The sequence below is a fragment of the Acidisoma sp. S159 genome (assembly GCF_009766125.1).
In the GTDB taxonomy this organism is placed as follows: Bacteria; Pseudomonadota; Alphaproteobacteria; order Acetobacterales; family Acetobacteraceae; genus Acidisoma.
The window spans coordinates 299,647-313,199 of the sequence record NZ_LMUG01000059.1; the positions used below are offsets into that span (position 1 = coordinate 299,647).

At 65.2% G+C, this 13,553-nt stretch carries 13 protein-coding genes; 4 read left to right on the forward strand and 9 right to left on the reverse strand.

Going from position 1 to position 13,553, the window contains the following annotated elements:
* Window positions 1-45: 45 nt before the first annotated feature.
* Window positions 46-1,290, reverse strand: a complete 1,245-nt coding sequence (locus tag GSQ92_RS18200) for an SRPBCC family protein (protein ID WP_158803651.1) — start codon at window positions 1,288-1,290, stop codon at window positions 46-48.
* A 334-nt stretch (window positions 1,291-1,624) separates the two neighbouring features.
* Here GSQ92_RS18200 and GSQ92_RS18205 point away from each other — a divergent pair, with 334 nt between their 5' ends.
* Window positions 1,625-1,831 carry a cold-shock protein gene (locus GSQ92_RS18205; protein WP_158803652.1) on the forward strand — a complete coding sequence of 69 codons (207 nt, stop codon included), beginning with the start codon at window positions 1,625-1,627 and terminating at the stop codon, window positions 1,829-1,831.
* 82 nt (window positions 1,832-1,913) lie between these two features.
* Window positions 1,914-2,084, forward strand: coding sequence for a hypothetical protein (locus GSQ92_RS29855; RefSeq protein WP_174247825.1), 171 nt, complete (start codon window positions 1,914-1,916; stop codon window positions 2,082-2,084).
* Window positions 2,085-2,742: 658 nt separating this feature from the next.
* Here GSQ92_RS29855 and rpsA read toward each other — a convergent pair.
* From rpsA to aroA, 3 genes are all read right to left on the reverse strand, one after another.
* Entirely contained in the window at window positions 2,743-4,467 is a 1,725-nt protein-coding gene (gene rpsA, locus GSQ92_RS18210) for a 30S ribosomal protein S1 (protein ID WP_158803653.1), read from the reverse strand.
* A 251-nt stretch (window positions 4,468-4,718) separates the two neighbouring features.
* Window positions 4,719-5,372: a (d)CMP kinase gene (gene cmk / locus GSQ92_RS18215; protein WP_158803654.1), complete on the reverse strand. Its 654-nt coding sequence runs from the start codon at window positions 5,370-5,372 to the stop codon at window positions 4,719-4,721.
* A complete protein-coding gene (aroA, locus tag GSQ92_RS18220; protein WP_158803655.1) occupies window positions 5,369-6,724 on the reverse strand; it encodes a 3-phosphoshikimate 1-carboxyvinyltransferase in 1,356 nt (451 codons plus the stop codon). Before aroA ends, cmk begins: the two co-directional genes overlap by 4 nt.
* 126 nt (window positions 6,725-6,850) lie before the next feature.
* Between aroA and GSQ92_RS18225 the strand changes: the two genes are divergently transcribed.
* Complete coding sequence (locus tag GSQ92_RS18225) at window positions 6,851-7,186, forward strand: TIGR02300 family protein (protein WP_158803656.1); 336 nt, start codon at window positions 6,851-6,853, stop codon at window positions 7,184-7,186.
* A gap of 54 nt (window positions 7,187-7,240) precedes the next feature.
* Complete coding sequence (locus GSQ92_RS18230; protein ID WP_158803657.1) at window positions 7,241-8,746, forward strand: diguanylate cyclase domain-containing protein; 1,506 nt, start codon at window positions 7,241-7,243, stop codon at window positions 8,744-8,746.
* A gap of 6 nt (window positions 8,747-8,752) precedes the next feature.
* Here the strand turns inward: GSQ92_RS18230 and GSQ92_RS18235 are convergent, their stop codons facing one another.
* From GSQ92_RS18235 to GSQ92_RS18255, 5 genes are all read right to left on the reverse strand, one after another.
* Window positions 8,753-9,538, reverse strand: a complete 786-nt coding sequence (locus GSQ92_RS18235; RefSeq protein WP_158803658.1) for an ABC transporter permease — start codon at window positions 9,536-9,538, stop codon at window positions 8,753-8,755.
* 10 nt (window positions 9,539-9,548) lie between these two features.
* Window positions 9,549-10,418, reverse strand: coding sequence for an ABC transporter permease (locus GSQ92_RS18240; protein ID WP_158803659.1), 870 nt, complete (start codon window positions 10,416-10,418; stop codon window positions 9,549-9,551).
* On the reverse strand, window positions 10,415-10,930 hold the full coding sequence (locus tag GSQ92_RS18245) for a hypothetical protein (RefSeq protein ID WP_158803660.1): 516 nt from the start codon (window positions 10,928-10,930) through the stop codon (window positions 10,415-10,417). The genes GSQ92_RS18240 and GSQ92_RS18245 overlap by 4 nt, the downstream gene beginning before the upstream one ends.
* A 175-nt stretch (window positions 10,931-11,105) precedes the next feature.
* Window positions 11,106-12,254, reverse strand: coding sequence for an ABC transporter substrate-binding protein (locus tag GSQ92_RS18250; RefSeq protein ID WP_159013818.1), 1,149 nt, complete (start codon window positions 12,252-12,254; stop codon window positions 11,106-11,108).
* The gene (locus GSQ92_RS18255; RefSeq protein WP_254065702.1) at window positions 12,251-13,306 is read right to left on the reverse strand and encodes an ABC transporter ATP-binding protein; all 1,056 of its coding nucleotides are present in this window, start codon (window positions 13,304-13,306) and stop codon (window positions 12,251-12,253) included. Before GSQ92_RS18255 ends, GSQ92_RS18250 begins: the two co-directional genes overlap by 4 nt.
* Between the last annotated feature and the right edge of the window lie 247 nt (window positions 13,307-13,553).

Here is a 13,553-nt window from a genome sequence, read left to right on the forward strand (position 1 = left end):
CATGACGAAGAGGCTGGGTCAGGCGCAAAGCGGTATCCAACCAAGTCAGGCGGCGATAGCGGCGCTGCTGGTCGGCGTCCGGGCCGCCTGCTGTTCGTCGAGGAAAGCGCGCGCGGTCGCGCAGTAGTAGTCGGTGAAGCGATGCACCAGGGCTTCCGATATCTCGGAATAGGGGCCAGGCGTATAGGCGGGTGAGTTGACGCCGCGCTGGTTGAGTTCGCAGAGGTCGCGGTCCTGCAGATTGGTGGTGTCCCAAAGCTCGACGAGCTTGGCGAGGTCGTAGTCCACTCCCTCGACGGCATCCTTGTGGACCAGCCACTTGCCGATCACCAAGGTTTCCCGCGCGTTGATGGGTTGGCAGTAGAAGGTGAAGGTGAAGTCGCCGGTGGAGTGGGCGAAGCTGTTCGGTTCAAGCGCCCAGCGCAGGCTGCCGATATCGCCATCGCCAGTCGGGCACATGAGCTTGGCGACGCCCCGGCTGCCATCCATGGTCATCGACACCGCGCCCTCATTGAGCGGAAAGCGGGCGGCTTGCCACCAAGCGCCCTCGGCCGGAGCGCTCGGCAGGACAAGCTGAAGCATGCGGCGGTCGAAATTCGCTTCATGCTCGCTGATCGTCTCGAAATTGCCCTTGGCGAAGATCGGGAAGGTGATCGCGAGCTCGGGGTGGCGGCCCGCGCAGTGGTAGCACTCGCGCGCATTCTCCATCACCAACTTCCAGTTGGCCCGTTCCAGCAGTGTCGCCGTGTGGACGACCTTGGCGTTCTGGAAGTTGTGCACCGCCAGCATGGGGCCGACCGCGCGGCGATAGGGCTCGAAATCCGGCGGGGTCTCGGCGAGGCAGGCGTAAACGGTTCCGGCGACGGTCTCGACATGGATCGGCCGCAGCCCGTGCTGGGCCGGGTCGAAGCCGTCCTGCATGCGGCCGGCGAAGATGAGCTTGCCAGCGAGGTCGTAGGTCCATTGATGATAGGGGCAAACAAGCCGCGCCGCCTTGCCCGAACCCTCGGGGCAGAGCTCCGCGCCCCGATGACGACAGGTATTGTGGAAGCCACGGATTTGGCCGGAGCGGTCGCGGATGAGAATAACCGGCGCGTCCCCGATCTTGATCGACTGGTAACTGCCGGTCGCGGGGAACTCGATCTCGAAGCCGACATGCATCCAGGCGCGCCGGAATAACGCGACTTGGTCGAAGGTGAAGACCTCCTCATCCAGGTAGAGCGAGCGGGGCAGGGAGTGGCCAGGCGGGCGAGCATCGAAGGCGGCGGCGATCCTGGCGTAATCCTGCATGAACCCCTCTTTCCTGTACGTACTCTAGTCCGGCTCTCGTCCGGGCGCCGCCATTGGTCGCCCAGTGGAGGCGCCGTTGCGTCTTCGGAGATGACATCATCGCCTCGGCGGCAAGCAAATCGTATTTGCCGATAGACCCATCGCAATTCGCGCGATCAGGTTCGGCTCTGCGCAATTGGACCTAGCAATCCCTTGTGGAAGCGTTCATACGGGCGCCTCGGCGCTTTTCATCAAGGGCTTTCGTGTTTCGGCCTGCTCGCGCAGCCGGCGCCTTCCCAATGCAAAAGTAGTTTCGGCCCGCATGTTGCGGGTTGCCGGTGCGAGGAGAGACCCGATGGCTAAGGGGAAGGTTAAGTGGTTCAACGCCACCAAAGGTTACGGATTTATCGAGCCTGAGGACGGCACCGCCGATGTGTTCGTGCACATCTCCGCGGTCGAGCGTTCCGGGCTCGGCGGCCTGAACGAGGGCCAGGTGGTCAGCTTCGATCTCGAGCGTGGCCAGAAGGGTAAGATGGCGGCGGTCAATCTCCGCGCTTCCTGATCCCAGGCGGCCCGGCGCGTGACCATGGCGCCGGGCTAGCCGCGCTAGCGGCAAGCTCAAGAGGGAGAGGAGAGTCGAAGCCTTGGCAATGAAGCCGAACTACAACCAGCAGCGTGCCGAGCGTGACCGTCTGAAACGGGCCCGCAAAGAAGAGAAGGCGCGCGAGCAGGAAGATGCCCGCGCCCGCCGTCGCGCCGAGCAGGACGCTCCCGCGACAAGCGAGCCGGCTGCTACCGAAGAACCGCAGGCCTAGTTCCGGCCTGCGGCCGGCATCCCAGGGTGTGACGCCGCGTGCGTTTCACTCGCGGAGGATGAGCCGTGCGTTCGCGAAGATCGCTGACGAGGTCTGGGACCTCGGTTTCGGGGTCGTCGCGGCCGCGAATGGGATCGGCCTTGGCGATCCGCCGGCCGCTCCACCCTCATTACCATCGACAAGCATATGCTGGGCGCTGCGGCCGACATCGATGTCGGCCGGCGTTCGCGGCGAGACTTTGCGGTTGCGCCGGTCATTCTACCTCGTTGCCCTGGCGGCCAACTCACTGGCGAGGCCGCCTAACAGCTCATCGGCGGGGAAGGCGACGAGGCGGCTGTAAATGCGCTGCTCGCGAGCTATGCGCCCGCGGTACGTAGCTCGCTCCCCCTGCCCGGGAGGGCTTTGGGATGGGTTGATACGGGCAACGCCGCCCACTATCGCCGCAAGTACCCACCCCTAGCCTCTCTCTTGCAGCGAGGAGGGTGAAGAGCATGCGCGCCCGCTCGCCCGTTTAATCGCGCCCGGACGTCCTGACTTCGAAGAACGTGAATAAGGGTCGGTGAACGCATCCGTCCGCGAGCGCGCAGCGCCTGCACCCCCCACAACGAAAAACGGCCTTCCCCATCTCTGGGGAAGGCCGTTTCGGGGAGCCGGTAGCTTAGCTGTCTTGGCTCTGCTGGTTCCGGCGGCGGATCGCGGCGCCCAGGATGTCGCCGAGCGACGCACCCGAGTCCACGCTGCCGTATTCCTGCACCGCCTGCTTGTCCTCATCCATCTCCTTGCCACGGATGGTGAGAGCGAGCTTGCGGGCCGCACGGTCGATCGAGACGATCTTCGCATCGACCTTCTCGCCGACGGCGAAGCGGTCGGGGCGCTGGTCGCCCTTGTCGCGCGCCAGTTCGGCGCGACGGATGAAGCCCGTCAGCAGGTCGTCGACCTGAACTTCGATGCCGTTGGCCTGAACCGCCGTCACCACGCAGGTCACGATATCGCCCTTGTGGACGCGATCGAAGATGCCGGCCGCCGGATCATCACGCAGCTGCTTGATGCCGAGGCTGATGCGCTCCTTCTCCACGTCGACGTCGAGCACCTTGGCCTTGATGACCTGGCCCTTCTCGAAATGGGCAATGGCCTGCTCGCCCTGCTCGTCCCAGGACAGGTCGGACATATGGACCATGCCGTCGATATCCGCGGTGATGCCGATGAAGAGACCGAATTCCGTAATGTTGCGGATTTCTCCCTCGACCTCGGTGCCGATCGGATGCTCGTCGACGAACTGCTCCCAGGGGTTGCGCTGAACCTGCTTGAGGCCGAGCGAGATGCGGCGTTTGCCGGCATCCACGTCCAGCACCAGCACATCGACTTCCTGGCTGGTCGCCACGATCTTGCCCGGGTGGACGTTCTTCTTCGTCCAGGACATTTCGGAGACATGAACCAGACCCTCGACCCCGGCCTCCAGCTCCACGAAGGCGCCGTAGTCGGTGATGTTGGTGACGCGGCCCGCGAACTTGGCGCCCGGCGGATACTTCGCCGCGACACCCTCCCAGGGGTCGATCTCCAGCTGCTTCATGCCGAGGCTGATGCGCTGGGTTTCCTGGTTAAAGCGGATGACCTGCACCTTGACGGGCTGGCCGATCTGCAGCGCCTCGGACGGATGGTTGATCCGGCGCCAGGCGATGTCGGTCACATGCAGCAGGCCGTCCACGCCACCGAGATCGACGAAGGCGCCGTAATCGGTGATGTTCTTGACCACGCCGTCCAGGATCATGCCTTCCTTGAGGCCCTGGATGAGCTCGCTGCGCTGCTCGGCGCGCGTCTCCTCCAGCACCGCACGGCGCGACACGACGATGTTGCCGCGGGCACGGTCCATCTTGAGAATCTGGAAAGGCTGCGGCGTGCCCATGAGCGGGCCGACGTCGCGGACGGGGCGGATATCGACCTGGCTGCCCGGCAGGAAGGCCACGGCGCCGCCGAGATCGACGGTGAAGCCGCCCTTGACGCGGCTGTAGATCGTGCCGTTGACCCGCTGGTTCGCGGCATGGGCCTTTTCGAGGTTCGACCAGGCCTCCTCGCGGCGGGCCTTCTCGCGCGAGAGCACGATGGTGCCGTCACGGTCCTCGTAGCGCTCGACATAAAGCTCGACGACATCGCCCTCGGCGACCTCGGGCTTCTGGCCGGGCGGGCCGAACTCCTTCAGGGGTACGCGGCCTTCGCTCTTCAGGCCCACATCGACGATCACGGCATCGTCGGTGACGCGAAGCACGCGGCCCGAGACGACGGAGCCGTCAAAGCCGGTGTCGCGGCCGAGGGTCTCATCGAGAAGCGAAGCAAAATCCTCCTCCAGCGCGGGATCGCGTTCGCGGAGGGCGGCAATGGCTGACATGTTGCGGTATCTGTCCTTGCACGAGGCGCCGAGCCTTGGCGCTTCTGGGTCTGCGCACCACGCGGCGGGGGATTCCACCGGTCGGGACGGCTTGTCCGCTCATTATTCGGGCGAACCGTATGGGTCTTGTCACATCGGCTGTCGTTCAGAACGGATGAAACGAACGACGTTAGAGCCCCGGGCGCGCGGCCCGTGGATCTGCGGGCGGAGCAATACGCTCACATTCCACCAAGTCAAGGAAAACCCGAGGTTTACCCTCGTGAAACCTTCGCGGCGGCGGGTTGTGCCAGCCGAGCCTTGATAAGCCGCTTGGCGGTCGCCAGTGCCTCGTCGGCGGAAAGGTCGCTGGTATCGAGCTGGATGGCGTCCTCGGCCGGGCGCAGCGGCGCTGCCGCCCGATTGCGGTCGGCTTCGTCGCGTGCGGCCATCTCGGCGCGAACGAGGTCCAGCGACGCCACCGTCCCGCGCTGTTGAAGCTCGACCTGGCGGCGCAGCGCGCGTACCTCGAGCCGGGCGGTAACGAAGAATTTGACCGTCGCTTGAGGCAAAACCACCGTGCCGATGTCTCGCCCATCTAGAACGGCGCCGTTTTTGGCGAAGCCGCGCTGGAAGTCGAGCAGGGCCGCCCGCACACCGGGCTCCGAGGCGACCGCCGCCGCAGCAGCATCCGCCACCGGCCCGCGTAGGTCGTCACGTGCGAGGTCTTCACGAACCAAGGCGCGGGCAGACGCGGTCGCCGCCACGCCGTCCGCAGGATTCTCGCCGCGATCGAGCACCCGGCGTCCGACCGCGCGGTAGAGCAGACCAGTGTCGAGATGCGGCACGCCGAGGCTTGCGGCAAGCTGGCGCGCGAGCGTGCCCTTTCCGGAGGCGGCAGGGCCGTCGATGGCGACCGTGATCGTCATGCCGCGACGAGATCCGCGCCAAGGCCGCGCATGAGCTCGACGAAGCCGGGGAAGCTGGTATCGACGAAGGCAACGTCATCAATCCGGACGGTCGTGCGAGCCGCCAGGCCCAGTACCACGCCCGACATCGCCAGCCGGTGGTCCATCTGGGTCAGCACAGTGCCGCCGCCCTCAGGCGGGCCGCCAGAGCCCACGACCAGCAGGTCGTCGCCCTCGATCGAAACCTTGACGCCATTGGCCTGGAGCATCGCCGCCGTGGCCGTGAGGCGGTCGCTTTCCTTGACGCGCAGCTCCGAGAGGCCGCGGAAGCGGCTGGTGCCTGTGGCGCAGGCGGCGGCGACCGCAAGCACCGGATATTCGTCGATCATGCTCGGCGCTCGCTCCGGCGGCAGATCCACTGCGCGCAAGGTGCCTGCTCGCGCCGTGACATCGCCGATGGGCTCGCCGCCCTCGATGCGTTCATTCGCCACGGACAGGTCAGCGCCCATCTCACGCAGCGCTGCGAAGAGGCCCGTGCGCAGCGGGTTGAGGCCTACCCCTTCGACCGTCACGGCGGAACCGGGCACCAGCAGCGCCGCGACAAGCGGGAAGGCGGCGGAGGAGGGGTCGCCCGGCACCATCACATCGGCGCCGCGTAGAGTCGGACGGCCGGTCAGCGTGATGACTCGACCCGCTCCCTGGATCTCGACGCGAAGCTCGGCGCCGAAATGGCGGAGCATGTTCTCGGTATGATCGCGGGTGGCTTCGGGCTCCTCCACCCGAGTTTCTCCTGGAGCGTTGAGACCGGCGAGCAGGACAGCCGACTTCACCTGTGCTGAGGCGACAGGGAGGCGGTAGGAAAGTGGCTTCGCCTCCGCCGCGCCTTCGATGGCGAGCGGCAGCCGGCCACCGGCGCGACCGGTGAACCGGGCGCCGCAAGCGGCCAGCGGATCCGTGACCCGGCGCATCGGGCGGCCCCGGAGGCTCGCATCCCCGGTAAGCACCGTGAAGATCGGATGGCTCGCCAAGATACCGCAGATCAGCCGGGCGGCGGTGCCGGAATTGCCCATGTCGAGCACGTCGGCGGGCTCCCGCAGCTTGCCGCGCCCTTGGCCCTCGACTCGCCAAGAGCCTTGCGACTCGCGCACCGCATCGGCGCCGAGGGCGCGCATCGCGGCGGCAGTACGCAAAACGTCCTCGCCTTCCAGCAGGCCGGTGATGCGGGTGACGCCCTCGGCCAAAGCGCCGAACATCAAAGCGCGGTGGCTGATCGATTTGTCACCGGGAACGCGGAGGCGCCCGGCCAAAACGCCTCCCGAACGGGCGATCACGGGCCTCGCGCTGGCAGCGAGAGTGGGGTTGGACTGGTCCATCGGCATGTCTCGCCTGGCACGGAAACGCGCGGGGTTCGGAGGAAAACGAAGGCGCGGGTTTGACAGCGGCTCCGTGGGATGGCAAGGGCGCCACCTTTCCAAAACCGGCGACCGACGAGGCTCCTGATGCCCAAGCCTGAACTAGGCACCAAGCGGACCTGCGTGGCCTGTGGCGCGCGGTTCTACGATCTCGGCAAGACACCGCCGATCTGCCCGAAATGCGGCACCGAACAGCCGCCGGAGCAACCGCGCCTGAAACGCGGCGGCAACCCGGTCGAGGACAAGCGGGTCAAGAAGGTGGTTCCCGCGGCTCGCACCGAGGAGCCCGACGCGGAAGTCGAAACCGAGGACGCCGTCGAGGAAGATGAGATCCTTGAGGATGCCGCGGATATCGATGACGACGACGATCCTATCGAGGGGGAAATCGAGGTCGAGAAGGACGTTGACGAGCGCGACCAGTAGGCCGCCGCGCCGGTTGGGCGCGGTAAAGACCGAAGCTAGGGGCCTGGACGCGGGATGAGCGTCCAGGCCGCCGACGGAGCCGCGCCCGGGGCGCGCCGGCTCGCATCCTTCGGCGGCTTGGCGGGGCTCAGTATCATTGCCGCTGTGGTGCTGTTCGCCGCTTGCACCGCGCTGATGCTCGAAAACCGGGAAGATTCACTGCGGCGGGATGACCAGATGGCGCGCAATCTGGTCATCCTGGCGGGCCAGACGGTCGCGCGGGAAATCGATCAGATCGATGGTCAGCTGCGTATGCTGCAAACCGCTCTGCAGTATGGCGCCGGCGCTGTCGCCGCTCCTCGTGCTGGCGTGTCGGGGCAGCCGGGGGGTGGGTTGATTGTGGTCGAGCCGGACGGCCGGCTGATCGCTTCGTCCGGCCCGGCATCGGAGGCCAAGGGCTTCCTGGCGAAGGTGCCGCGACTACTCGCCGAGGTCGGTCCTCCGGTCGATGGGCTTTCCGTTGGCGGTCCCTTCAAACCACCTGGTTCGCCGGTCGCGGTATTGGCGCTCATCCGGCGTTGCGCGCCGGGCCAGTGCGGTGGCGCCGTCGCGGTTGTCGCGCCGCTTTCGATGCAATCGCTCAACGCGACCTTCGGGCGCTTGGCACTCGGACGTCGAGGATCGCTTGTGCTGCTCACGGAGGGCGGCACGCTGATTCTTCGGTTGCCGCATTTTCGCAACGCGATCGGACGGGTCGTGGTTTCGCCCGGCGATCTGGAAGGTGCGACCGGAACCCATATCGTGCACCGGGAGCGACGCTCCGGGGTCGACCACGTATTACGCCGCTACAGCATCGGACAGGTCGGTGACCTGCGGCTGGTGATCGCCGTGGGCGTCGCCGTCAGCGAATTGGCGAGCGGGGTCGGGCTGCTCGCCGCCATCATCGGCGTCCTAGTGCTGCTGCTTTCGGCCACCATTGTCGGCCTGACCCTCGTTCTGGTCCGTGAGGTGCGCCGCACCACGGAGGCCGAGCGGGACGCATTGACCGCGAACCGGCAATTGGCCGAACTCGCGCGCACTGATCAGCTCACGGGGCTGCTCAACCGGCGCGGCTTCGACGAGCATCTGTCGCGGGAATGGCGGCGGGCGCGGCGCAATAACAGGCCGGTCGCGCTGCTGCTCCTCGATGCCGACAACTTCAAGCGTTACAACGACAAGAACGGCCATCAGGCGGGGGACGGCGTGTTGCGGCTGGTTTCCCGCTGCATCACGGATGCGATCCGGCGGCCCGGCGACATCGCGGCGCGTTATGGCGGCGAGGAGTTCGCCGTCGTATTGCCCGATACCGAGTTCGAGGGCGCCGGCCTGATCGCCGAGAACATACGCTCCAGCATCGCGGCGCTGGCGCTGGCGCATGAGGGCAATGGCGAAGCCGGTGTCGTCACGGTCAGTATCGGCTTGAGCTACCACGAGCCTGGACGCACCGATAGCGAAGCGACACTTGTGGGTTCGGCGGATGAGGCGCTGTACGAAGCGAAGAATTCGGGCCGGAACCGCGTGGTGAGTCGCAGGGTGGTTTGAGCGCGGCTATTTGTGCAGCGTCGCGGCACTGCCCATCAGACGTTGAGCGATCAGCACTGGCACGATGGTAAGGGCGATCACGGCGAAAACCACGCAGTTTACCTCGGGCAAATGCTGGCCGAGCCGGATCGCGCCGAAGATCCACAAGGGGAGAGTCGTCTGAGCGCCAGCGGTGAAGGTGGTGACGATTACCTCGTCGAAGGACAAAGCGAAGGCGAGCAATGCGCCGGCGCCGAGCGCGCTCGCGATCATCGGCAGAGTGACCAGACGGAAGCTGCGCCATGGTCCGGCGCCGAGATCCATCGACGCCTCAACCCATGAAGGCGGCAGGCGACGCAGCCGCGCAACGACATTGTTGTATACGATGACTGTGCAGAAGGTCGCGTGGCCGATCACGATGGTCCAGAAGGACAGCCCGATGCCCCAGAGCACGAAATAGGAGTTCAGCGCCATGCCGGTGAGGATGCCGGGCAGCGCGATAGGCAACACAGCGGCGAAGGACACGATCTCGTTGCCGTAGCCCCGCATGCGTTGCACCGCCAGCGCCGCGAGGGTGCCGAAGACGGTAGCAATGATCGTCGCGACCACCGCGACCTCTATCGATAGCCAGAGCGCTGCGCGGACCTCGCCGTCATGCCAGGTCGCGATGAACCATTTCACGCTGTAGACCCCGATCGGCCAGCCCTGGATATTCGAATCCGAGAAGGCGTAGAGCAGGATGATCGCGACCGGCACAAACAGGAACAGCAAGATCACGACTACCGAAAACCAGAGAAGTCCGCGCCCGATCATGTGCTGATCCTCACAACGCGTCGAAGGCGCCGAGGCGGCGCGCGATGAGAAGGTAGCCGGCCATCACCAACAGCGGCAGTACCGCGAAGGCGGCGGCGAAGGGCACGTTGTTGGAGACGCCGACATTCGAGTAGACCACGTTGCCGATGAAGTCCGAACTCGGCCCGCCGACCAGCAGCGGCGTCACGTAGTCGCCGAGCGTGAGCGAGAAGGTAAAGATCGCGCCCGCCGCCAGCCCCGGCAGCGCCAGCGGCACAATGACCCGCCGGAACGTGCGGCCACCCGCCGCGCCGAGATCGCTCGACGCTTCCAACAGCGTCGTGGGAATGCGCTCCAGCGCGGCAAAAAGCGGGAGGATCATGAAGGGCAGCCAGAGGTAGGTGAAGACGATCCACATCGCCCAGTTGGAATAGCCGATCGAGGCTGTCGGCAAACCTAGGCCATGCAGTGCCCAGTTGAGCACGCCGTCATGGGCGAGGATGAGGCGCCAGGCATAGACGCGGGCGAGGTAGCTCGACCACAGCGGCAGCATCACCAGCGCCATGAGCATTGCTCGCAAGCGCGGGCTCGCATGCCGCGCCATGACATAGGCGAAGGGCCAGGCGAGAAGCCCGTCGGTGATCGTGACGGCAAGCGCGATGCCGACGGTGCGGAGCGCGATACGGCCGTAGGTCCAGTCGCTCGCCAGAATGCGGAAGTTGGCGAGCGTCCAGCCGGGCAGGATCTGGCCGGAGAGGTCGTCCACAGTATGCAGCGAGGAGACGAACATCGCCGCCAATGCGAGCAGGTAGAAGGCGACGAACCAGATCGCGGGCAGCGCGAGCAAGCTCGCGATGCGGAGGCGTGGGTGACGCCAGAGGGTGGCTGCGAGGGTCGTCATGGCTTCGGCGACGCACCCCTTCCGCGGACGGGAACCATTTCGACGTTCCCTTCTGTCAGCAACCTTAGGCATTTGTGCACGGTGTTGTAGTACTCACAATACTGCTTATCCAGCAGAACGAGCGGCGGCCGCTTACCGTAGTAAAGCACCTGACCATCTCTAGTGATTGTCACCGTCGCCCGCCCGCCCGGTCGCATTAGTGAGGATGGTTGCCAAAATTCCAGGCTACCATCGTGCCTGGCCATGAGTTTCATGCTGGGCAATCTTTCGCCAGCCTCGAACAAATTAGCGCTTCTTCCGGGCTTCAATTCGGGCGGAATTGCTCTGCCGATGTCCTTTCCCGCCTGAGCGACCGCTGCCTCTGCATCTTCGATGATGTTATGAGGAACGTGGAGTTCCAGCGGATCCCGTATCGGCCTGATAACAATGGTTCTATTGGGCCATTCGGGCGATTTCACGAGTTCCATCAAGCGCTCTCGAAGGACGGGTGGCAGGTCGGTGATTGCGGTCATCGGGCTAACTCCAGTGGACTCCCTCTCAGGTAGGGCGACTAGCCTAGCGGCGAGTAAACGCGAGGCGATCCTGTTCTGGGCTTGAAGTAAATTCTGGACCTATGCGACCGTGTGAATGCGACATGCGCCACCCCCAGCCCCTCCCTTGCAGGGAGGGGAGACAGGCCGCGCATGTTTAGCCCTTGATCTGCTGCCAGGCGCGTTGCCACTCGCCGTAGTTCAGGCAGTCCGATTTGCCATTGCCGCAGTTCCGTAGAGGCGTTTTCCAGAATTTTATCTGGTCGAAATAGCTCGCCGGGGCATTCGCGTGATACTGTGCGCAGGAGCCGGCTTGCTGCTTGTCCATCTCCGGGCAGGCGAGCGTGTTGGCCGGCGTCTCGCCGAAGTAGATCGCCTGTTGTGCCTGAACCGCCGGTGTCGTCACCCAGTTGATCCACTCATAGGCGCAGTTGGGATGGGGCGCGTTCGACGACACCATCCAGGTATCGGCCCAGCCGGTGACGCCCTCCTTCGGCAGCGTATCCGCCACCGGCACCTTGGCCGCCTGCAACGTGTTGGTCATGTAGGGCCAGGAGGCGCCCATCGTGCTGTCGCCGTTCTTCATGAGGTCGATCTGGTCGGACGCCAGCGCCCAATATTTCCGCACCAGAGGACGCTGAGTCTTAAGCAACGCCACAACAGCATCCATTTGCGACTGATTGAGTTCATAGGGATCGGTAATGCCGAGATCGGGCTTCGTCTTCGAGAGATAAAGTGCCGCATCGGCGATCTGGATGGGATTGTCGGGAACCGAAACCAGGCCCTTGTTGGCCGGATCGTAAAGCACGGACCAGGAAGTTGGCGCCGGCGTCACCTTTTGCGTGTTGTAGATCAGGACATTCGGCCCCCATTCATAGGACACGCCGTAATGCACGTCCTTGATCGTATTGAAGTCGGGCGCTTGCAAAGCGGGAATCAGGTGTTGCCAGGCGGGGATCAGCGCCAGATTGATCGGCTGCACATTATGCCCATAGATCAGCCGCAGCGTCGCATCGCCTGAGGCCGAAACGAGGTCATATTGGTTGCCGCCGCCCGACCGCATGAGCGCCACCATCTCGTCCGACGAGCCGGCATATTTGCGATGGACGACGCAGCCGGTCGCGGCGGTGAAAGGCTTCACCCAATCATCTTGCGCATAGCCTTCCCAAGCGACGATGTTGAGCGTGCCTTCGCCTTTGCCGATTGCCTGGAGCGGTGCCGCGGCCGTCGCCGCCTGAGTCGCGGGTATCGCGAGCCCCGCCGCAAGTGCGGCGGCGCGTGCGAAACGCCTGATGGACGTGCTCATGATGCGGTTCTCCCTGGTGTTTCGATGATCGGAGCGCTGGCGAGAGGCCATGCCGAGCGGGGCGCCCAATTGGCGTGTACAGCGACTCCGGGCGCCCAACGCGGCGCACCGTCGCCGAAGCCGGCATTCTGCTCGACCACTGTCAGCGCCTCGCCGGTTGCCGTTGTCAGCAGATAGCGTGTCGACATGCCGAGATAACTGGCAGCAGTTACCTTTGCCGCAATCGAGCGCTCGCCTTCGGCCGCGGCGCCGGTTGAGGACAGCCGAATCTTTTCCGGCCGAAGGGCAAATAGGGTGCCGTCTTCACGCAGTATATTCGTGACGCCCACGAAGCCCGCGACAAATTCCGTGTGCGGCCGCTCATAAAGCTCCCACGGTGTGGCGACCTGCTCGATACCGCCGCGATTGAACACCGCGATGCGGTCGCTCATCGTCAGCGCTTCATCCTGGTCATGCGTGACATAGACGAAGGTGATGCCGGTCTGCTGCTGCAGTTGCTTGAGTTCAACCTGCATCTGGTGACGCAGCTTGAGGTCGAGCGCGCCGAGCGGCTCGTCGAGCAGCAAGACGCGAGGACGGTTGACGACGGCGCGGGCAAGCGCCACGCGCTGCCTCTGGCCACCCGAAAGCTGGCCAGGCCGGCGATCGCCGAAACCCTCCAGCCGCACGGTGGCGAGCGCTTCGTCGGCGCGCGCCAGGGCCTCGGCATTTGGGACGCGGCGTGCGCGTAGCCCGTAGGCGACGTTCTCGCGCAGGGTCAGATGGGGGAAGAGGGCGTAGTCCTGGAAGACGGTGTTTACCGCTCGGGCATAGGGTGGGGAGCCCGCAAGATCCTTGCCGTCCAGCTCGATACGGCCCGCATCCGGCTGCTCAAAGCCCGCGATCATTCGCAGCGTAGTGGTTTTGCCGGACCCGGAAGGGCCAAGGAAGGTGAAGAACTCGCCGGATGCGATGTCGAGGTCGAGGCCGGTGATGGCCGGGGCGCCCGCATAGCTCTTGCGCAGGTCGGTGAGCCGGATGATCGGCGTCGTCAGCGTGGCGTCATCCGGCAAGCGGCGCTCTCCCTCCCGCCGCATTCAACCCTTCGGGCGGTGCTCTTCTCTGCCCGAGGCGCCCGCTTTCGTCCAGCACGTCAGGGGCGAAGCAAGCGCTCCGCCCCCTTGTCTTTAGGTCAGTAGCCGCGCGGTGGCGGAGGCGGCGGTGGGCGACCGTAACCCGGCGGAGGCGGGGGCGGATACCGGTGGTAATAGTGGTGATGGTGGTGATGGTAATAGTAGGGAGGCGGAGGCGGCGGCGGCC